This is a genomic window from Psychrobacter glacincola, assembly GCF_904846075.1.
In the GTDB taxonomy this organism is placed as follows: Bacteria; Pseudomonadota; Gammaproteobacteria; order Pseudomonadales; family Moraxellaceae; genus Psychrobacter; species Psychrobacter glacincola_C.
The window spans coordinates 246,429-267,905 of record NZ_CAJGZH010000002.1; the positions used below are offsets into that span (position 1 = coordinate 246,429).

At 43.5% G+C, this 21,477-nt stretch carries 18 protein-coding genes; 5 read left to right on the plus strand and 13 right to left on the minus strand.

Going from position 1 to position 21,477, the window contains the following annotated elements; genetic code table 11:
• Positions 1-71 precede the first annotated feature (71 nt).
• Both JMW85_RS07170 and JMW85_RS07175 read left to right on the plus strand, forming a co-directional pair.
• The gene (locus JMW85_RS07170) at positions 72-497 is read left to right on the plus strand and encodes a hypothetical protein (RefSeq protein ID WP_045454644.1); all 426 of its coding nucleotides are present in this window, start codon (positions 72-74) and stop codon (positions 495-497) included.
• Between the two features lie 23 nt (positions 498-520).
• Positions 521-865 (plus strand): phospholipase D-like domain-containing protein, encoded by a 345-nt coding sequence (locus tag JMW85_RS07175; protein ID WP_201501306.1) that lies wholly within the window; start codon positions 521-523, stop codon positions 863-865.
• A gap of 69 nt (positions 866-934) precedes the next feature.
• Here JMW85_RS07175 and JMW85_RS07180 read toward each other — a convergent pair whose 3' ends face one another.
• Positions 935-1,816 (minus strand): IS982 family transposase, encoded by an 882-nt coding sequence (locus JMW85_RS07180; protein WP_201580713.1) that lies wholly within the window; start codon positions 1,814-1,816, stop codon positions 935-937.
• A 399-nt stretch (positions 1,817-2,215) separates the two neighbouring features.
• On the opposite strand from JMW85_RS07180, the gene JMW85_RS07185 reads away from it, so the two are divergent.
• A complete protein-coding gene (locus JMW85_RS07185; protein ID WP_201501305.1) occupies positions 2,216-3,358 on the plus strand; it encodes a M14 family metallopeptidase in 1,143 nt (380 codons plus the stop codon).
• 444 nt (positions 3,359-3,802) lie between these two features.
• Positions 3,803-6,121 (plus strand): ESPR-type extended signal peptide-containing protein, encoded by a 2,319-nt coding sequence (locus tag JMW85_RS07190; RefSeq protein WP_201581302.1) that lies wholly within the window; start codon positions 3,803-3,805, stop codon positions 6,119-6,121.
• Between the two features lie 293 nt (positions 6,122-6,414).
• On the opposite strand, the gene JMW85_RS07195 is transcribed toward JMW85_RS07190, so the two are convergent.
• The 12 genes from JMW85_RS07195 to urtA form a co-directional block, all read right to left on the minus strand.
• Positions 6,415-7,092, minus strand: a complete 678-nt coding sequence (locus tag JMW85_RS07195; protein WP_045454647.1) for a HupE/UreJ family protein — start codon at positions 7,090-7,092, stop codon at positions 6,415-6,417.
• 105 nt (positions 7,093-7,197) lie between these two features.
• Positions 7,198-7,851 (minus strand): urease accessory protein UreG, encoded by a 654-nt coding sequence (ureG, locus tag JMW85_RS07200; protein ID WP_201581303.1) that lies wholly within the window; start codon positions 7,849-7,851, stop codon positions 7,198-7,200.
• Positions 7,852-7,889: 38 nt separating this feature from the next.
• Positions 7,890-8,687, minus strand: coding sequence for an urease accessory protein UreF (locus tag JMW85_RS07205; RefSeq protein ID WP_045454652.1), 798 nt, complete (start codon positions 8,685-8,687; stop codon positions 7,890-7,892).
• Complete coding sequence (gene ureE / locus JMW85_RS07210) at positions 8,680-9,228, minus strand: urease accessory protein UreE (protein ID WP_201501303.1); 549 nt, start codon at positions 9,226-9,228, stop codon at positions 8,680-8,682. The genes JMW85_RS07205 and ureE overlap by 8 nt, the downstream gene beginning before the upstream one ends.
• Before the next feature lie 74 nt (positions 9,229-9,302).
• Entirely contained in the window at positions 9,303-11,435 is a 2,133-nt protein-coding gene (gene ureC, locus JMW85_RS07215) for an urease subunit alpha (protein WP_201581304.1), read from the minus strand.
• Positions 11,436-11,509: 74 nt separating this feature from the next.
• Positions 11,510-11,812: an urease subunit gamma gene (ureA, locus tag JMW85_RS07220; protein ID WP_045454654.1), complete on the minus strand. Its 303-nt coding sequence runs from the start codon at positions 11,810-11,812 to the stop codon at positions 11,510-11,512.
• Between the two features lie 150 nt (positions 11,813-11,962).
• Positions 11,963-12,952, minus strand: coding sequence for an urease accessory protein UreD (locus tag JMW85_RS07225; RefSeq protein ID WP_045454657.1), 990 nt, complete (start codon positions 12,950-12,952; stop codon positions 11,963-11,965).
• Positions 12,953-12,996: 44 nt separating this feature from the next.
• The gene (urtE, locus tag JMW85_RS07230) at positions 12,997-13,695 is read right to left on the minus strand and encodes an urea ABC transporter ATP-binding subunit UrtE (RefSeq protein WP_201581305.1); all 699 of its coding nucleotides are present in this window, start codon (positions 13,693-13,695) and stop codon (positions 12,997-12,999) included.
• Positions 13,696-13,758: 63 nt separating this feature from the next.
• The gene (gene urtD, locus JMW85_RS07235; protein WP_201581306.1) at positions 13,759-14,715 is read right to left on the minus strand and encodes an urea ABC transporter ATP-binding protein UrtD; all 957 of its coding nucleotides are present in this window, start codon (positions 14,713-14,715) and stop codon (positions 13,759-13,761) included.
• A complete protein-coding gene (urtC, locus tag JMW85_RS07240; RefSeq protein ID WP_201581307.1) occupies positions 14,715-15,785 on the minus strand; it encodes an urea ABC transporter permease subunit UrtC in 1,071 nt (356 codons plus the stop codon). Before urtC ends, urtD begins: the two co-directional genes overlap by 1 nt.
• 10 nt (positions 15,786-15,795) lie before the next feature.
• Positions 15,796-17,595: an urea ABC transporter permease subunit UrtB gene (gene urtB / locus JMW85_RS07245; RefSeq protein WP_201581308.1), complete on the minus strand. Its 1,800-nt coding sequence runs from the start codon at positions 17,593-17,595 to the stop codon at positions 15,796-15,798.
• Positions 17,596-17,733: 138 nt separating this feature from the next.
• Positions 17,734-19,044, minus strand: a complete 1,311-nt coding sequence (gene urtA / locus JMW85_RS07250) for an urea ABC transporter substrate-binding protein (protein WP_201501621.1) — start codon at positions 19,042-19,044, stop codon at positions 17,734-17,736.
• Between the two features lie 584 nt (positions 19,045-19,628).
• Between urtA and JMW85_RS07255 the strand changes: the two genes are divergently transcribed.
• Positions 19,629-21,245, plus strand: coding sequence for an NAD(P)/FAD-dependent oxidoreductase (locus JMW85_RS07255; protein WP_201581309.1), 1,617 nt, complete (start codon positions 19,629-19,631; stop codon positions 21,243-21,245).
• Positions 21,246-21,477 lie beyond the last annotated feature (232 nt).

Genomic DNA, 21,477 nt, shown 5'->3' on the forward strand with positions numbered 1-21,477 from the left:
GGCTTTGCTTTTTATACGCGATAACCACTTAATTCAACCCTAATCCCAACATTTACGAAGGACTGTTTGAAATGTTAAAAAGTGCCATTAAAGAGACTGAATTAGAAAAAATCGATATCATATTAGTAAAAAATATTTTAGAGATTGGTATTCAAGATGATTATGCTGACAAGATAGCGGCTGATTATATCGAGACGTTAGCCCGCGCAAAAAGTGATAAAAACAGTCTCTTATATAAATCATCTAAGGTAAAAGAGTGCTATAGACAGTCGGATCTGCATAAATCTATCAACCGTATTATTTATAAGATCGAGCCTTTAAGGGTTTCTATTATGCGTGAAGGCCTAGCATTGCAGCAGGCAGTGGCTGAAGGCAATAAAGAGATAGCTGATGAGATTATTAAGGTTGTCGTTAGAATGAAGCTAGAAAAAAGTAAGCTTGAGAAAAATCTTAGCGCACTTATGGGTAACGTAAAAAAGCTTCAGCTCGCTAGCTAATAAAATAATAACAAAGCAAGGCCATGCTTGAAAGTGGCGTCAGCCTTTTTGAGCTACGTAGCCAAGCTGCGTCTGGTGCACCCGCTGACCATCTAGGAGCGTTCAGATCGTCAAAAGCCAGTCTTCACGCGAAAACCTTTGCGGTAGATGGAAAGCGCATTTTTATTGGCTCGTTCAATTTTGACCTCCGTTCGACTGCGCTCAATACCGAAATGGGTTTAATGATTAACAGTGAACAGATGGCACAGAAACTGCACAAAGCATTTGACGAGGGCATGGTTGGCCTTACTTGGCGAGTAGAGCAGCGTAATGGAAGGCTCGTCTGGATCGATGAGCGTCTCGGAGCCTGGACAAAGTACCCTGCTTAACATTATCTTGACGATAATAGGGTGGTTACCAGTTGAGTGGCTTTTGTAGCTATAGAGAATACCCCACTCTCAACTTGAAATAAGCAAATCAAACTGAAGAGGCGGATTACCAAGTTTTTTGTTGAGTACAAAGCACAGATTGTGTGAAAGAATCTTACGAATCAATCGATGAGACAAATGCCATAAATCTCTTGCTCGTACCCTTTGTATATTAAATCGTTCTGATAGCTGACCAATGACTGTTTCAACGATACGGCGGGCTTTCATCAGCCGTCTTACCACAGGTTTGGGCCTATCCTCTTTCATGTTAGCTCTGAGTGGCGTTTGTAAATCCACGCCTTGAGCGTCGTAGTACGATGTCAGACTAGGGCTGATATACCCTTTATCAGCGCCAAGTAGCCCATGAATATGAGTGGTGATTTCTGGGGCAACGGCTCTTTCATCAACATTGGCAGGAGCAAAGGTAAAGCCTTTAATCATGCCCGATAAGTTAACAAGCAAATGTCCTTCAAAGCCATAGTACCTCTCTTGCTTAGCCGCACAGTAGCTAAAAGCCGCTAAGTCTTGATAGTTTTTATGCCGATAAGCGCGTCCATAATGACAGACGGGTATCGGAAAACCATCCATAAAATGGATGTTGTCACGGCCCTCGAGTTCACTGACTTTATCTTGTATCTGCTGTTTGACTTGCCACAGATTGGCGCAGTGCTTTGCGAAGTTAGGGTATGAGCCGATGGCTGGAAACCAGTCTTGCCAATGCTGGGTAAAGTATTGCCAAATTTGTTTGTCTTGATCTAGGTGTAAAAATTCACCGACCATCTCCATGCAAATGATCTCAGGATCACTCAACTTTGGTGCGTAACCTGCACTTCGCAAGGGTTTGGTGACGACTATTTTGTAATATTGCTCTACCATTAAATAGATATTGATGATAAATTCGTCTATGGGCATCTCATGACTCCATTGTATTCTTGGTCGAAAACAATAGATTAGTGAGGTGCTCTTCTTTTTTCAATCACTTTCGAAGTTGAGAGTGGGGTAGAGAATAGTACTATATATGATGAACAGTGCTATATGGGATTATGAGCTATAATATCCAAAATCTGACACATTCATTCAGCAATGTGATAAATATAAAAAATTAGCTAATGCTATGTCTGTCATAATGCTTGGAATGTTTTTACGTTCTTTTAATTAAAAAAAGCAGCGATGCTACAACTATTAATCATTATTTTTACTATTTTTTAAGATGATTTGTTAGCGTCTCTATCCTGCTTGTTTTTAATCGTTTATGCTCAAGTATTTTACAGATACTCACTAAGATATCTAAAAAACAATTAAGGAAAATTTATGCATATCACTGCTAATTTCGATGCTGGTAATATTGAGGTTATTAATTTAGAAGATAAAAAAAATGTCCAATTGGCTATTCGTCCGGACGTCGGTGGCGAGTTTTTTCAGTGGTTTAATTTTCGCCTGACAGGTCAGGTTGGCGAGCAATATGTGCTCAATATTCTGAATGCAGGGGATGCAGCATTCCCTGCAGGGTGGGAGAATTACCAAGCGGTGGCGTCGTACGATCGCGACTATTGGTTTCGTCTACCCACCTCTTATAAAGACGGAAAGTTAACCATAACGGCAGAGTTGGAATGTGAAACCATTCAAATTGCGTTTTTTGCCCCTTACAGTGATGAGCGTCATCAAGATTTATTAGCAGCGGTGCAAATGCATCCATTAGTGACGTTAGAGCATTTGGGAGAAACCCTTGATAATCGCGATTTAACCTTAGTCAAAATTAGTGATGGCGCTAGCAATAATGATGCGCCTAAACGCAATATTTGGATTACGGCACGTCAACATCCTGGTGAAACGATGGCTGAATGGTTGGTCGATGGTCTACTGCATAGCCTGTTAGATGGTGATAATGCCACGGGTAAATTATTATTAGATAAAGCTAACTTTTACATCGTGCCCAATATGAACCCAGATGGCAGCGTGAGAGGTCATCTGCGTACCAACGCAGTTGGGACTAACCTAAACCGTGCTTGGTCAAATCCAAATTTGGAAACCAGCCCTGAAGTCTTTCATGTCATTAATAAAATGGAAGAAACGGGTGTTGATCTATTTTATGATGTACACGGTGATGAAGAAATACCTTTTGTATTCCTTGCTGGCTCGCAGGGTACGCCAAATTATAGCGACCGCCTCGCGCGTCTACGTGATAGATTCTCAGAAGTGTTAAAGATTGCCAGTGCTGACTTTCAGACGGAAGAGGGCTATGACGTTGATGCACCGGGTACAGCGAATATGACGCTTGCGACTCACTGGGTTGCCGAACGTTTTGACTGCCTTGCCAATACCTTGGAGATGCCATTTATAGATAACAATAATGTCCCCGATGCGGATACAGGTTGGTCACCAGAGCGCTCTATGAAATTAGGGGAAGCCTCATTAGTGGCTATGTTGGCAGTCGTGGATGATTTACGTGAGTGAATCATTTAGGTAGATTGTTTGGGTTATGAAATCAGTCCATCTACTCAATGGTTACTTGTTCAACATTCTCTATGCCATGCCAAATTTCCTTAGATACGCCATCAGGTTGATCTGCTGCCAGACCTTGCGAGTGCCATAACGGCACTTGCAATCCTACCGGACGCGCTCACTCTTACCGATATAACAATCGTTGTGCTAACTGTGCTGTGAGCGTTTGGGTAGGCGAATCTTACTCATAATGCTATTTCTCCATAAAACTATCCCAGATTATTTTGCTTATCTAAGACAGCTCTGAAGATTAAATATCCTTTAATGTAAATATACAGGTATGTTAGCTTTGTGCTTTAATAAGTGACAGCTGTCATTTACGAGCATGGTTAATGTAAGTGACATAGATAGCCTTGATTTTATCAACGAGTAGTTTTTGGACTTATGGAGCGAGCTATGAATAAAGTATTTAAAAAGATTTGGAGTCAATCACTAGGTTGTATAGTGGTGGTGTCTGAAAATACCAAGAGCGTTGGTAAGACCAGCGGCACGACTGGCACTATCGCCCTGATAGCTCGCTCAAATAACTATAAGATGTTGACTGTGAAAGGGCTTGCCTTCAGTATTGCAGCGATCAGTGGCTCTACAGTGTGGGCAGGCGTGGTATGCGTAACGGATCCTGTCTCTGGAGGAAGTACAGCAACAGGTGTAATTGCACTAGCCTGTGGAATAAATAATGCAGCAGACGGTCTCAATAGCAGTGCTTTAGGTATTGATAATGAAGCATTGAGTGAAGCTACTGCGCTAGGCTATGCAAATAAAGCAAAGGGCAGTTATAGCAGCGCAACAGGTATTTCTAATGAGTCTTCGGGTATTTATAGCAGTGCGGTTGGTTATACTAATGCAGCATCAGGTGATTATAGTAGTGCGTTAGGTGCTAATAATGAAGCATCAGTTAAGTACAGTAGTGCCGTTGGTTATAACAATACCGCATCGCGTATCAATAGCAGTGCGGTAGGCTCTAATAATATCGCATCAGAGGGTTATAGTAGTGCATTTGGTTATAACAACACGGCATCGAACATAAATAGCAGTGCAATTGGCTATAAAAACACCGCCTCGAATGTAAATAGCAGTGCCGTCGGTTATAATAATACAGCATCAGGTGAGGACAGTAGTGCCGTCGGTTTTGAAAATACATCAGAGGGTGACTATAGTATTACAGTTGGTTATCAGAATACCGCATCAGGTACAGACAGCAGCGTGTTTGGCAGTAATAGCCAAGCCACTGCGACAGGCGCAACCGCCATCGGTAGTTTCTCCATTGCAGATGAAAGGGATACGATTTCAGTTGGTAGCAAGGGTTTCGAAAAACGTATCACTAACGTGGCAGATGCAATAAATGATACAGATGCGGTAAATAAACGATATACCGACGGCAAAGCAACCGAGACTTTGACTGCATCAAAAGGCTACACCGACGACAAAGCAACTGAAACTTTAACCGCATCAAAAGGTTACACCGACGACAAAGCGACTGAAACTTTAACCGCCTCAAAAGGTTATACCGACGGCAAAGCAACCGAGACTTTGACTGCATCAAAAGGCTACACCGACGACAAAGCAACTGAAACTTTAACCGCATCAAAAGGTTACACCGACGACAAAGCAACCGAAACCTTAACTGCCTCAAAAGGTTATACCGACGGCAAAGCAACCGAGACTTTGACTGCATCAAAAGGCTACACCGACGACAAAGCAACCGAGACTTTGACTGCATCAAAAGGCTACACCGACGACAAAGCAACTGAAACTTTAACCGCATCAAAAGGTTACACCGACGACAAAGCAACCGAAACCTTAACTGCCTCAAAAGGTTATACCGACGGCAAAGCAACCGAGACTCTAGCATCGTCACAAATTTATACGAATGATCAGGTATTGAGCGTTAAACAGGACATTGCTGCACAGCATAAATACCTAAGCATCAATGGTGGTACGTCTGCAGAAGCGATTGCTAGTGGAGACAACGCAATGGCTTTAGGCGCTAATGCGGCGGCGCAGGGCAAGCAATCTATTGCAATGGGAGATGGTGCTCAAGCAATCGGCGAGCAAGCTATCAGCATTGGCACTGGTAATAAAGTGACTGGAAATCATTCAGGTGCGATTGGCGATCCAAGTACGGTCAGTGGCAATAACAGCTATAGTATGGGCAATAATAATACCGTGTCTGGCGACAATACTTTTGTGCTCGGTAATAATGTCAATACTACTGCAAAAAACGCCGTGGTACTCGGCAATGACTCTAGCTCTAACCGTGAAAACACAGTGTCGGTTGGTTCGGATCTTAACCAACGTCAGATTATCAATGTTGCTAATGGTACCGCTGATAATGACGCAGTCAATGTCAGTCAGTTACAAGACGCAAAAACAAGCGCTATCGAAACCTCGAACACTTATACTGATACTAAATTTAATGCTCTAAATGACTCTATTCAAAATTATCTGCAAGACAATGGACAGCGCTTTAAGGAAATTGATGATCGTTTTGATCGTCAAGGTGCGATGAGTGCTGCGATGTTAAACATGGCAACCAGCACGTCAGGTTTACAAGGTAAGAACCGTATAGGCGTGGGCGCAGGGTTTCAGGGCTCCGAGCAAGCGGTCTCATTGGGGTATCAGCGTGTCATTAATCCCAATACCAGCTTTAGTCTCGGTGGTGCTTTCACGAAAGATGAGAACTCTGGTGGCATGGGTATGGGCTTTAGCTGGTAAGCATTGAGTAAACCAAAAGCCAGAAAAAGGACATTAATTTGTCCTTTTTTTCTGATGACCATTTCATACTTATTATCTAAAGCTTCTTATAGCCCAAACCTTTTTGAATGCTAATCCTGCTGTGAGCTAAGCGGTCGCTTGCGCGGCCTTATTTCTTTAAGAGTTTCTTTAAGAGCTGTCATAAGCTCAGGGGCATAAGGCAATGTCACAAGGCAATTTAGATAATGTCACCTGCGTGCATTACACTTCAACTTACTACCGTGTTAAATAACTCTGTGTATAAATTAACAAAGTTAACCTAACAGCACACCGCATAAACCGACAACAGCTATAACACGTTGAATAATCAAGCTGTCTTGCAGGTGAGTGTTTAGATAAGTGGCAAATCCTTTGCCGATAGTATATAGACCTAGCATGGCCACAATCATACCCGTAAAGAAGCCAGCGGTATTACTGTTTGCAGGCACTTCGATTGCATGAGCAGCACCGTGGAACATAGCAAGCGCACCAAAGCCAATGATTAAGAATTTATACACGGTTTTGACGGACATCTCGTGGTTTTGATTCAATGCTACATTAAAGTAGCGGCTCATAAGTGCCATGGTCAGGAGTACGATAGAGAGTAGAATACCGTATTCAATAAACAGGCTATTCAAGCTCACACTTAAACTCAGTAAAAATCCTGTTACTAGACCAATTAACAGTGCTACAAAGCCTTTTTTAAAGCTGTGCATTTGAGTAAATAGCATCCCCATGCCCAGCGCTAACATCAGATGGTCGAACCCAGTTAAAGGGTGCAACATACCAGACAATATTGAAAGGCCAAATGAGCCATCTGCTGCCATCAAGCCATGCCCAGGGTGAGCAAACGCGAGTGTTGGTAGTAACGATAACAGCGCTAAGCCACTGATTATGGTGGTTTTTTGGAAGAGGTTTTTGCGTGTCATCGTTTTGGCTGTGTCTGTTGTCATGATAAATCCTTAATAAATAAACAAATCGATATAAAAACTGACTCATAATCCACTGATCCATCAGCGGTTTGTAGAGCACTTATTAATGCCATTACCTAAGGCATTCTACGCCACATTTAACATGCCTTTATCTAAGATAAAAGCAACAATGTCATCAAGACCTTCGCCTGTTTTCATGTTGCTGAATACCACAGGCTTATCACCGCGCATTTTTTTGGCATCATGTGCCATTACCTCAAGTGACGCGCCTACGAAAGGGGCAAGGTCGGTTTTATTGATAATGAGCAAGTCCGATTTCATGATACCAGGGCCGCCTTTACGAGGAATTTTATCGCCTGCAGACACGTCAATGACATATAGTGTCAAGTCGGACAATTCAGGGCTAAAAGTTGCTGCCAAATTATCACCACCAGACTCGATGATAATGAGCTCAAGACCTGCAAATTGCTGCTGTAATTCGGCGATGGCAGATAAGTTAATTGAGGCATCTTCACGAATGGCAGTATGCGGGCAGCCACCGGTTTCAACACCGCGAATGCGCTCAGCTGGCATCGCCTCATTGCGGGTTAAGAATTCAGAGTCTTCTTTGGTATAAATATCATTGGTCACCACTGCCATATTGATGTCATCCCGCAGGCGTTGACATAGTCTCAGCGTCAATGCCGTTTTTCCTGAGCCTACAGGGCCACCAATGCCTAAACGTAGCGGAGAGAGCGTCGTTTCTAAATTTTTGTTTTCGACTTTGGGTGTTAGTGCCATAAATAAAGTTCCTTGATGAGAGTTGTGTTTATTAGCGATTAAGAGCGAAATAGGCGGCTGTATTGCCTTTCATGCTGGCAAGACAGTATGGCTAAATTTGGTAGGTTAGCGGACATATGTAGCTTTTGATAAAGTAGATTCAGCTTTACGTTAGCCTCTAAAGGCATATTTTGAACTTGCAAAAATCTTTGCTTGACGTTGGCAGCCAATGCCTGTATCTGCTGACTTAATAACTGTTGTAGCTGCCAAATAATGCGCTGTCCTGCCATTTGCCCAAGCGGTACGGTCTTGACCGCAGCCAACACCATATTTTCGATTTGACCAAAGGCGTAGGTGGTCAAGGCTTGTACAGGCTTAAGCTGCCAGTGCGAGCTGATATGGGCAAAGAGGGGTAAAAATCCATGGGCAAGTAAGCTGTCAGGCACGTCGAGCTCAAGGACATCACCAAGCCATGCTGATAAAGAAAGAGCCAATTGGCTTGACTCATAGACAAACTCTTTACTTTCACGGCTGGCATGGTAATCTGTACCTAAAGCGTCAGCAAGCGCAACGTCATCAACCATAAGTGCTTCAATCATAAGCGCCAGTAGCGGTAGCTCATACCGACATAATGCCAGCTCCAGATAATCACTCATAAACGCTAAACTACTGCTTTCATTATGAATCAGCCCTGCCTCAATAGCGGGTTCGATGCCTTGCGAGTAGGTATAACTGCCAATAGGTAGGTTACTTGACGCCAGAATGAACAAAAGTCCAGTTACTTCTGTATTATTCAGATCATTTATACCTTGTGCGGTACAGGTAGTCTGCTGTGAGTGTGTGGCGTGATTAGTCATGAGAGTTGCCGTGGGTATGTGAATGGTCATGGTCGTGACCATGATGACTATGACCATGAGAGTGAGAATGTCCGCCTTGATTGCCTTTATAGGCACCCGTTTCTGGCTCAAACGGCGCTTGTACGGCTTGGGTATGTAGTCCAAGTTGATTTAACATCGCTTCTAAAACATGATCAGGCTCAAAGTACAGGGCCTTAGTTGTAATCATTAATGGCACATGACGATTACCTAAATGGTAAGCGCCTTTCATAAGGTCAAAACCATTATCAGCAGTCACTTCGATTAAGGCTTGATTAGCGGCCATAATCTGTATCAAGTTGCCTTGATGGTCTGCCAGTACACTGCCATTCTTAATAGTTTCCGTACGTGGTAAATCAACACCAATGATTGCGTGGTGCTGTGTTTCTGCTTTAAAACGGCTACGCTGACGGGTATCGAAATCTAAATATAAAAAGTTTTCTGCCTGTTTTTGCCTATCAATAATCGCCTGTTGTTCAGCGCTAAGGGTTGATAGATCAAGACGTTGCGTATAAATGTTCATAATTATGTTTATAGTCCGTTAAAGTAGATGGTTGACAGCTGATGGTGGATTATCAGCACGACAATAAAAAGCAGCTAGAATAAAAAATAGCGCTGTGCCATCGGTAGATAGTCGGCAGGCTCACAGGTCAACAGCTCACCATCGGCGTACACTTCATAAGTCTCAGGGTTAACCTCCATCTTAGGACAGTAGCTGTTGAATTTCATGTCTTGTTTGCGTACCTTGCGAATGTTATGTACTGCTTTGATGACCTTTTCTAACCCTAATTGCCTATCAACACCTTTGTCTATCGCAGCACTTGACATAAAGGTGATACAAGTCTGCGCCACTGTTTTGGGGAAGCTACCAAACATGCTGCGATAGTGCACAGGCTGCGGGGTTGAAATGGAAGCATTGAGGTCGCCCATGGACGCTGCCGCAATCAAGCCGCCTTTAATGATAAGGTCAGGCTTTACGCCAAAAAATGCAGGCGACCATAAAATTAAATCCGCCCATTTATCTACTTCAATGGATCCCACTTCGTCACTAATGCCATGAGTGATGGCAGGATTGATGGTGTATTTTGCGAGGTAGCGTTTGATACGAAAATTATCATTGCTGCTATTAGAGTCAGTGGGATTTAGCATGATATTTTCTAAGGACTGCTCCGTTTTAGCTGATTGATCAGGAGCCAGATGACCGCGTTGGGCTTTCATTTTATCAGCCGTTTGCCACGTGCGAATAATGACTTCTCCCACGCGTCCCATCGCTTGCGAGTCACTACTCATCATGGAGATGGCACCCATGTCTTGTAAAATATCTTCGGCGGCAATGGTTTCTTTACGAATACGACTCTCGGCAAAAGCGACATCTTCAGCAATGGCTGGGCTTAAGTGATGACAAACCATGAGCATGTCGAGATGCTCGTCAATGGTATTAATGGTGAAAGGGCGCGTCGGGTTGGTTGATGAGGGTAAGACGTTGGTTTCGCCAATAGCTTTTAAGATATCTGGGGCATGACCGCCGCCAGCGCCTTCGGTATGGAAGGTATGAATACAGCGGTCTTTAAACGCGCCGAGAGTGCTATCTAAATAGCCGCTTTCATTTAACGTATCAGTATGAATAGCCACTTGCACATCATATTCTTCAGCCACGCTAAGGCAGTTATCAATGGCTTTGGGCGTGGAGCCCCAGTCTTCATGAAGCTTAAGCCCGATAGCACCCGCTTCAATCTGCTCAACAATGGGAGCAGGTAAACTGACGTTGCCTTTACCCAAGAATCCGATATTCATCGGAATAGAGTCGGTGGCTTTTAGCATGCTGTGAATATGATAGGCACCAGGCGTACAAGTAGTGGCAAGAGTACCTTCAGCAGGTCCCGTACCACCGCCTAACATCGTAGTCACACCAGACATTAGCGCCGTTTCACATTGCTGAGGTGCAATGAAGTGAATATGGCTATCGATTCCGCCAGCAGTCAAAATTTTACCTTCTCCTGCGATAATTTCGGTAGCCGCGCCAATAGGTAACGTCACATTAGGCTGAATATCAGGGTTGCCAGCTTTACCAATGCCGCTAATGCGACCGCCCTTAATAGCGACATCTGCCTTATAGATACCGCTGTAGTCCACAATCAAAGCATTGGTAATAATAGTATCGGCAATTTGCTCACCCAGCAGCTGTGATTGACCCATCCCATCGCGGATTACCTTGCCGCCACCAAATTTGACCTCTTCACCAATGCTGACGCTATCAATATCAGGCTGGTGGTCAATATGACTGGTCAAATCATACTCAACCTCAAGCCATAAATTCGTATCGGCTAAGCGTACCTTATCCCCTGTGGTAGGGCCAAAATGCTCGGCATAGATACGTCGGTCAATGCGTTTTTTCGAGGTGTTTTGAGAGGTTTTAGGGTCTACAACGCCCATAACCTCGCCTGAAAAACCATAAATGTGCTGTCTACCTGAGATGGCAACCAGTTCCACTTCGCGCGCTTGTCCTGGCTCAAAACGTACCGCAGTGCCAGATAGGATATTGAGTCGATAGCCAAGCGTCGACTCTCGATCAAAGCTCAGTGCTGCATTGACTTCATAGAAGTGATAGTGAGAACCGATTTGAATAGGGCGGTCGCCAGTATTGATTACCGTTATGGTTTGAACATATCGACCAGCATTCAAAGCCATATCGCCTGCTTTAATATTATATTCGCCTGCTTTTATCGTCATTTTTATTATCCTTAATCGTCTTATGGCAATGGCTCTAGTTCAATATCGTTTTATACGGCTTTACAACAAGCAAGCTATACGATGGGGTTATGTACCGTCACCAGCTTAGTGCCATCGGGGAAAGTGGCTTCAACTTGGACATCGTGTATCATCTCTGCAATGCCTTCCATGACGTCATCGGCAGAGAGATAAGTGGATCCTTCACTCATTAGTTGCGCCACGGTTTTGCCATCACGCGCGCCTTCCATTAGTAACATGCTAATGTAAGCGATAGACTCAGGATAATTGAGCTTTACACCGCGATTTTTACGACGTTCCGCCACCATGCCTGCGGTAAATAGTAAGAGTTTATCTTTCTCTGTAGGATTTAATTGCATAAAGCTTCCTTAATAATTATTGTGCTTTAAAGACTATGAACCGTTTTTAATCTTCATAAAGTAAAGGTGCTAAGTTAAATGTACTAAGTAGAGTCATTCTGGTTTGATTCAGCATTGTTCAGGGATGAGAGTATGCAGGAGCACATGGTATTAGGTGTCCCAAATTCTCGGTCGATGAGGCTCAAGCTTGTACCATTTAGACCTGATAAGCTCGCGGACTTGGTAAAAAGCCTCAAAGCAGGCACGCACATCTACCCCTAAATAACGGCAATTAATACCTTGAAAATTGTGAGTACAGTGAATAGGTAGTGACTGCGTATCAATGAGATGGCGTATCTCGGTAATAGTGGCATCTAAATACTGACCAAGCTTGAGCGGATTATTCTGTAACTCAGGTGCAATGATCTCTGTGCTAGGTATTGCCCAAAAAGAGCCATGCACATGTTGATTATTCAGTCCTAATGGTGAGGTAAACCAGCGCGTATTTGCTGGCTGGGAGGTGCATTCGCTGACCAATAAATTACTCTCACGCCATATCTCTAAGCGGTTGGCATAATGACCATTAGCAAACGTCTCTTGATACGCTTGACGTCCAAATACCGCAATATCCCAAGTCAATAAACTTGCTGTCTTAGCTAAATAAAAGCGGCTATTGGCATTAGAGTTGGAATAATCGTAATAAATGCTTTCTTGAGGTAGCCATTCAAGGACAGCGTGATCATCGAGGCGGGCGTCGATATGCTGTTCTGCGCTGACAACATCATTAAAACAGTCGTTAGAAGTGTTGCTGTTTGCCGATTGAGTACCGTTGTTAAATTTTGATGAGTCGCTGGGTCTAGAGGATCGCAACGATTTGCGTTGCCCGTACCATTTTCCGGCTCCAGGGGTGGTAATCACCGCATGGCTATTAGAGTGTAGGTTAAACTCCAATGTTAAGCGGTCATCATCGGCGATACCAGCAGGAGGATACAACACATAAATATGGCAAATCCCTGCTTGGCTGTTATCAGTACTATCAGGCTCAGGATACAGCGCGCGCTGCACCATGAGTGCGCCAGTATGGGCACGATGACACAGCCGAGTTTTTGCAGCAGTAGAGGCGCAGTCGAAATGGAGCTGTAGTGAGGATTGCCAAGTCAAAATTGTATTCCCTTTTATAAAGTGTCTTTTTATAAAGTTTCCTTTTAGATTGCCACCAACTCTTGAATATTGTTTTTTGCCATGTCACATCCAGCCCCCTGAGCTACGACTTGTCCTCTAGAAAGCACGGTATAGTTATCGGCAAGCTCTTCTGCAAACTCATAAAACTGCTCGACTAAAACAATTGCCATATCGCCTTTATTAGCAAGACTACGAATGACTCTACCAATGTCTTTAATAATGGACGGTTGGATACCTTCAGTCGGCTCATCAAGTACTAGTACTCGAGGCTCTGATGCAAGCGCACGAGCAATAGCGAGTTGCTGCTGCTGACCGCCAGATAGATCGCCACCACGGCGATGCTTCATCTCGTCCAGCACTGGAAATATATCATACAAGTGTTTGGGTACTTTACTTGCTTTTCGTTGAGAAAATTTCGCCATTCCAATCAGAATGTTTTCTTCAACGGTCAAAGTAGAAAATATATCACGTCCTTGCGGCACATAAGCGAGTCCTGCGCGCACACGTTGCTCAGGTGTCATCTGACTAATATCCTTACCGTCCAATAAAATCTCACCTGATTTGATTGGTAGGATGCCCATCAAGCATTTAAGCAAGGTGGTTTTACCGACGCCATTACGACCCAGTACCACGCTACATTCTCCTACAGGGGCGGCGAGGGTGACATCACGTAAAATGTGACTGCCACCGTAATATTGATTTATGGCATTGATTTCTAACATATAAGCACCTCTATTTTTTAGGTCTATTTCTAAGTGTTACTATTTGTTATCGACCTGAGCTTATTACCGACCCAAATAGGTCTCAATAACGGCCTCATTATTCTGTACTTCACTCAACGTGCCTTCAGCCAAAATAGCGCCATTTGCCAAAACCGTTACTTTCTCACTTATGGCATCAATAAAGGTCATGTCATGCTCAACCACGATCAAGGTGTGATTCTTTTTAAGGCGTAGACATAACTCAGCGGTATGTTCAGTTTCGGCATCGGTCATGCCTGCTACTGGTTCATCAAGTAAGATAAGTTTTGGTCTTTGCATCAGTAACATTCCAATCTCTAGCCACTGCTTTTGACCATGAGACAATAATCCTGCTGGCTTGTTAATCAGCTCTTTTAGGCGTATTTGATCAAGCGTTGAGTCAAGGGTATCTTGGATTTCTGTGTCAATACGAGTAAACCAGCTCTTTGATACCCGTTTGTCCTTTGGCGCAGCCAGCATTAAGTTATCAAGTACGGTAAATTTCTCAAATACGGTAGGTTTTTGAAACTTACGGCCAATGCCTGCTTCCGCTATTTCTTCGGTAGATAGTTTGGCTAAATTATGTACTTGACCGAAAAATGCACTGCCTTTAGTGGGGCGCGTTTTACCCGTAATAACATCCATTAAAGTTGTTTTGCCTGCGCCATTAGGGCCGATGATGCAGCGTAGCTCGCCTGCCTCAATGTATAAAGATAAATCATTGAGTGCGCGGAACGAGTCAAACCACACGCTAACGTCTTCTAAATACAGCGCAATACCATGTCTCATATCTGGCCCTGATTTGGGAACAGGATGCGCTAAGCCTCCTCTATCTCCGTAATCTTCAGCCAAAGTAGTGACTGGTCGGGTAGGCATGTTTTCTGCGACCGTTATGTGTGGTGTATTTTTAGATTTTTTCATTGGATTATTGATACTAGGATTGTTTTTAACAAGCGTATCGTTAGTAACTTTTTGGGAAGTAGCAGCATTAGTTATTAACATTATTCTTTTTCCTTTTTAAAACGATCAAGTACGCCAATGATGCCGTTAGGGAGAAATAAAGTAACCACCACAAATAATCCACCTAGAATAAGTAACCAAAACTCCGGATAGGCGACGGTAAAATACGTTTTAATCACATTAATTGTACCAGCGCCTACAATGGCACCGATTAATGAACCTCTACCTCCAGCAGCCACCCATACTGCCATCTCGATAGAGTTGACGGGGTTCATCTCACCTGGATTAATGATGCCAACTTGCGGTACATATAGAGCACCAGCGATACCAGCTATTATTGCAGACAATACCCAAGCTGAAAGCTTGTACCAAAGCGTGCGATAGCCTAAATACTGCAAGCGATTTTCACTATCACGAATGGCACCGAGCACGCGCCCATAAGGCTGGCTCATCAGATAGCGTAGTCCAAGATATGACAGTAGCAGCGCCAAAGCAGTCGTAAAACACAGTACAGCCCTCGTTGAAGAGGCAGTGATGTCATAACCTAGTAGCGTAGTAAAACCTGTGAAACCATTGTTACCACCAAAGCCTGTTTCGTTACGGAAGAATAATAAGGCTGCCGCGTAAGTCATGGCCTGAGTAATAATCGAAAAATAAACCCCTTTAATTTTTGAGCGAAAGGCAAAGAAACCAAATATAAAAGCGACCAGACCGGGAACTAGCACCACTAAAGCCATCGCCCACCAGAAATGTTGAGTGCCTGCCCAGTACCACGGCAATTCGGTCCAACTCAAAAAACGCATAAAATCTGGCAAGTCCGTGCCAGCAGTTTCACGCGTCAAGTACATACCAAAAGCATAACCTCCTAGCGCAAAATAAAGACCATGACCTAAGCTTAGAATGCCGGCATAGCCCCAGACCAAGTCTAAAGCCAGTGCTACCATAGCGAGCGCCATTATTTTACCAATCAAAGTTATCCAATAAGCAGACAGGTGAAAACTAGAGGTTTCAGGTAATAAATGGAGCCAAGGCAATATCAGTAGCACTAAAAAACACAAACCAATCAGAATGGCATTACGTGGGGAATCAGATAATAATTGAGTCAAACGCATGAGGTTCTCCTTAATCCACAAAACGGCCTTTGAGGGCGAATAAACCTTGTGGACGTTTTTGAATAAACAAAATCACAAGAACCAGTAACACAATCTTAGCCATCACAGCACCAATGCCAATCTCAAGCACCGTACCACTGACACCAAGACCTAAAGATGCCAATACCGCGCCCCATACTTGCCCAACACCGCCAACCACGACGACTAAGAACGCATCAATAATATAAGTTTGACCTAAGTCGGGTCCGACGTTGCCCACTTGTGCTAGAGCGCAGCCAGCGAGACCGGCCAACCCTGAACCAAGGCCGAATGCCAACATGTCGATGCGAGCAGAGGAGATACCAACTGCACGTGCCATTTGCCGGTTTTGAGTCACAGCGCGCACAAATAGCCCGAAACGAGTCTTGTTAAGTAAATACACCAGTAGCATAAGAATAATGATGGTAAAGCCGATAATAGCGATGCGGTTGAAGGGAAGCACAAGGCTCGAGGAGACTTGATAGGCACCGCTCAACCAGTCGACATTGCTGACTTCGACATTTTGCGCGCCAAATATCATCCGAACTAACTGCATGAGAATCAGACTGACACCGAAAGTTGCCAGTAAGGTTTCAAGCTCACGACCGTAAAGCGGGCGAATAATGATTCGTTCGATAATCATGCCTATAATGGCACTGACTAAGAAAGCGACGGGTATAGCGGCAACCAAATACCATCCAGTCATACTAGGAAAATACGCTTGAAAGAGATTTTGCACCATATAAGTGGCGTAAGCACCAATCATAATGAGCTCACCATGAGCCATATTGATGACACCCAGTAGCCCAAAAGTAATGGCCAGCCCTAATGCCGCCAGTAGTAAGATACTTGCCGTACTAAGCCCCGTGAATAGATGACCTATCCAAGTACTGAGGGTAATGCGCTGCTCAATACTTTCTTCAGCGTCTAACAGCGCAGATTTGAGTACAGGATCGATATCATTTGCCGTCAATGCTTTTTTGACATCAACTAAGACTTGCGGGCTATCGCTATCAGCGAGCACAGTAAGCGCGGCAATTTGGGTAGTAACGTCGCCATCTCTAAAATCAATCCTCGCTTGTAAAGTACTCAACGCTGTTTTGACGTCGTCGTCTTCCTCATTAGTGGTAGCAGTACTTATGAGTGCTGGATCTAGCTGTTCGATATTGTCCGCTAAGATGGCAACTGCCTGCACACGTTGCGTAGGATCGTTTGACTCAAGCTTAACCTTGGCTTGTCCAAATACTAAGGCTGAGCGTAGCGTATTGGTCAAAGTCACTTGCGCCAAGTCACTAGGCCACTCGGTGGTCAGCTGCTTAGCAGGATAAGTAAATAGCTCATCTTCGCTGTTAAGTAGGTAGGTTTGCCCACCATTACCTTGGTACAGCTCATCGTTTTTTATCAGCTCAACTAAAGTATCCAAACTCTCAACTGACCCCGGCCACTGGTTGAGCATGGTTTGGCGAATGGTGAAGTCAGCAGCAACGAACTGCTCGATAGCATCCCCTTTACTTATCGCAAGATTAGCTGGCGTAGTAAGAGACTGCTTGTTTTGAGCAAGCAAGGTGTCGTCTTGAGCAAGTAAGGTCTCTTCACTTACAGCATTGGATGTCGCTGCCACAGTATTAGTCGATAGTTTCTCGCCATGGCTGTGTACTGCTGATGTCTCGTGAGCATGAGCAGCTGATGTGATAGCAATGAGGAGGAGTAAAGATAGTAAGGCGAGTATAAAAGTCTTGTTAAAATAATTGGCTTGCGCGTCACTTTTATAATAGGAAGGGTAATGTGACATGATGGTTCCTTTTTTGCAGTCAACACTCCTTTAACCTCTACTAAAAACTGTTTTATCAGTAGAGGAGCTAAAGGGTTGCTGGTTTTGATACCATTAAGGGGCTAAGGATTAGGGACTAAGGCTTGGGTGATCACAACCTTATTTAGGAATGTATTGACTCCATGGCTCAGCACGAATGACTTTTGGAGTTTTGCTGATCACATCGAACTGACCATCGGCACGGATTTGACCGATCATGACAGGCTTCCATAAATGATGGTTTTCCTCATCCATTTTCAATGTATACCCTGATGGCGCGTCAAAAGTCTGACCTCCCATACTAATGCGCACTTTATCGACATTAGTCGTACCAGCTTTTTCGACTGCTTGTTTCCACATATTGATACCCACGTAGGTGGCTTCCATAGGATCATTGGTCACGACTTTGTCAGCATTGGGTAGCTTATGATCCAGCGCATATTTCTTATACTTTTTAGTGAAGTCGCTGTTGACAGGATTTTTAACCGACATAAAGTAGTTCCATGACGCTAAATGCCCTTGCAATAAGCTGGTATCGATACCGCGAAGCTCTTCTTCTCCCACTGAGAATGCCATGACTGGGATATCAGACGCTTTAATACCTTGGTTGGCAAGCTCACGATAAAAAGGTACGTTTGAATCCCCATTAATGGTAGAGATAACCGCCGTCTTTTTACCAGTAGAGAAGCTTTTAATATTGCCAACGATGGTCTGATAGTTGCTAAAACCGAAAGGGGTGTACTCTTCCATGATATCTGTTTCAGCGACGCCTTTAGATTTTAAGAAAGCCCGCAGTATCTGGTTAGTAGTCCGAGGATAAACATAATCTGTCCCAAGTAAGACAAAGCGTTCTGCACTACCACCCTCTGGACTCATTAAGTATTCAACGGCAGGAATAGCTTGTTGGTTTGGTGCAGCACCAGTGTAGAAAATGTTTTCTGACTGTTCTTGACCCTCATACTGCACGGGGTAGAACATGAGGCCATTTAGTTCTTCAACGACAGGTAGCACAGACTTACGTGATACCGACGTCCAACCCCCAAATATCACATCCACTTTATCTTGGGTTAACAGCTGACGAGCTTTTTCAGCGAATAACGGCCAATCAGAAGCGGGATCTACGACGATTGGCTCTAGCTGCTTACCTAACACACCGCCATTGGCATTAATTTCATCAATGGTCATGAGCGCCGTATCTTTTAATGACGTCTCAGAGATGGCCATCGTTCCAGATAAAGAATGCAAGATACCAACTTTGATGGTGTCACCATCTGCCGCAGTGGTAGCAGCCGTCTCAGAGGTGTCCGTTTTTGTGGCGGTAGAATTGGTTTCTGCACTGGTTTCCGCAGGTTTTTGACAACCCATAAGACTTAAGCTGCCGACAACGGCTACTGCTAGTAGAGACAAACGTGATGTCAATTTTGAGTCGATACGATAATTTGTACTTATAGGAGTAGCAGTGATAAGCGTTGGCAATAAAGACATATATTTCTCCAGAAAGATAAAGTAGCAGCATGGTAGGCCGAGTGAACGAGCCATTCCTAACTATTATTAATACTTCAATATCTATGCCAATATAAAATACTAGACAAATGCACCAATATTGGTCTTTATCAGGAGCTAGGGCACTTTTGTGCACCATAATTGGTTTTTATGATTTTCTATGCACCATTTATGTCTGGTTAAGGAATGCTAAAGCGGTATAAAAAATGATGACATCAGAAGCGATGTTTTTTTTTGAGTTCAGGAAGTGTGAACAGAAGGAAATTAAGAAGCAAACGTACTAAATGATGTCAACTTAACTAAAGGTAGGTTTTTTTTAGCTAAAGCACGTTAGCCATTAGGCTTGGTAGCTAGCTTGGGATGAAGTCTGACATTTAGTTTTTATAATAGGATGCTGATCTATGCTGAAGAAACCGTAAATTCACCCTGCGTAAGTAAAATATTTATTCGCTTATTTGTACCAGTACCAGTAAAATGCGAGACTGTTTTCTACACGAGTTTATGAGTAACCAATGATACGTTTAACTGAAATTAAATTGCCATTAAATCATGCACCTGAAGATTTAACGACTGCGATAACGACAAAACTTAAAATCTCTGCTGAGCAAATGGCGTCATTTGTGATGTTTAAACGTGGTTATGATGCTCGTAATAAAAGAAATATCCAATTAATTTATACGCTAGACATCACCCTGACCGACTCGGATTTAACCAATGATTTACTGGTTCAATTTGAGTCAGACAACTATGTTAAGCCAACACCAGATACCAGCTACAAATATTTAGGTGAAGCGCCAGAGAATTTAACTGAGCGTCCTGTTGTTATTGGTTTTGGTCCTTGTGGATTAATGGCTGGACTCACCCTTGCTCAAATGGGTTTTAAACCTATTATCATTGAACGTGGTAATGAAGTCAGACAACGCACCAAAGACACCTTTGGCTTTTGGCGTCAGCGCAAATTAAACACAGAATCTAACGTACAGTTCGGTGAAGGCGGAGCGGGTACTTTTTCTGACGGTAAATTATATAGCCAAGTGAAAGATCCCAATCATTATGGCCGTAAAGTCATGACTGAATTTGTAAAAGCTGGCGCACCAGATGAGATTTTATTTGTCAGTAAGCCGCACATAGGTACTTATAAGTTAGTCACCATGGTAGAAAAAATGCGTGCCGAGATCATAGCACTCGGTGGGGAAGTCCGTTTTGCGACTCGCGTAGACGACTTGCACATCACTGACTCAAAAGTAACAGGCGTGACCCTTAATACTGGCGAAACCTTAAAAACCAACCATGTTGTTCTTGCTGTTGGTCATAGCGCCCGAGACACTTTTGAGATGATCCATGATAAAGGTGTGTATATTGAAGCAAAACCTTTTTCAATTGGCATTAGGATTGAACATAAACAGTCAACCATAGACCAAGCACGCTTTGGTGACAATGCTGGAAACGAGATACTTGGCGCTGCGGATTACAAACTGGTTCATCATTGTAAAAATGGTCGTTCTGTTTATAGCTTCTGTATGTGTCCAGGTGGAACCGTTGTTGCCGCTGCATCAGAAGAAGGCCGTGTTGTCACTAATGGTATGAGCCAATATTCAAGAAATGAGCGTAACGCCAACAGTGCTATTGTGGTAGGTATCGACCCAGAGCGAGATTACCCAAACCATCCCCTTGCTGGCATTGACTTACAAAGACAATTAGAAAGCTTAGCATTTGAATTAGGCGGCAAAGACTACAACGCACCAGCGCAAACCATTGGTGACTTCTTAAAAGGCAAACCAGACTCAGAATTAGGCGATGTAAAACCGTCTTACACTCCTGGTATTACCTTAACCGACTTAAGCAAAGCGTTACCTGAATTTGCCGTGGATGCCATACGTGAAGCCATTCCAGCGTTTAATAAAAAAATCCAAGGATTTTCATCTGATGATGGGTTACTCACTGGCGTAGAAACCAGAACATCGTCACCAATCAGCATTAAACGCAATAAAGAATTCCAAAGCATTAACACCAAAGGCTTATTCCCTGCAGGTGAAGGCGCAGGATACGCAGGTGGCATATTATCAGCAGGGATTGATGGCATTAAAGTGGCAGAAGCCGTGGCAAAATCGATGTTGAACCTAGAGTAAGAGCGGCTCTAAACGGTAAGCAAATCCTAATATTAAAACGCTTACCTAGATAAAAGCATGCGATTGATAAAGCCTTTCAAGCTATGAAATATAAAGCTTGAAAGGCTTTTTTGTGTTTTGAAGATGGAAAATTATTCTCATACCTTTAATAAGTTTGGACATCCTAAAAGCATGAATTGATTGGGTTAATAAGCGATGCCGGATATTTTGTGTTTTGACGGTATGCTTTATG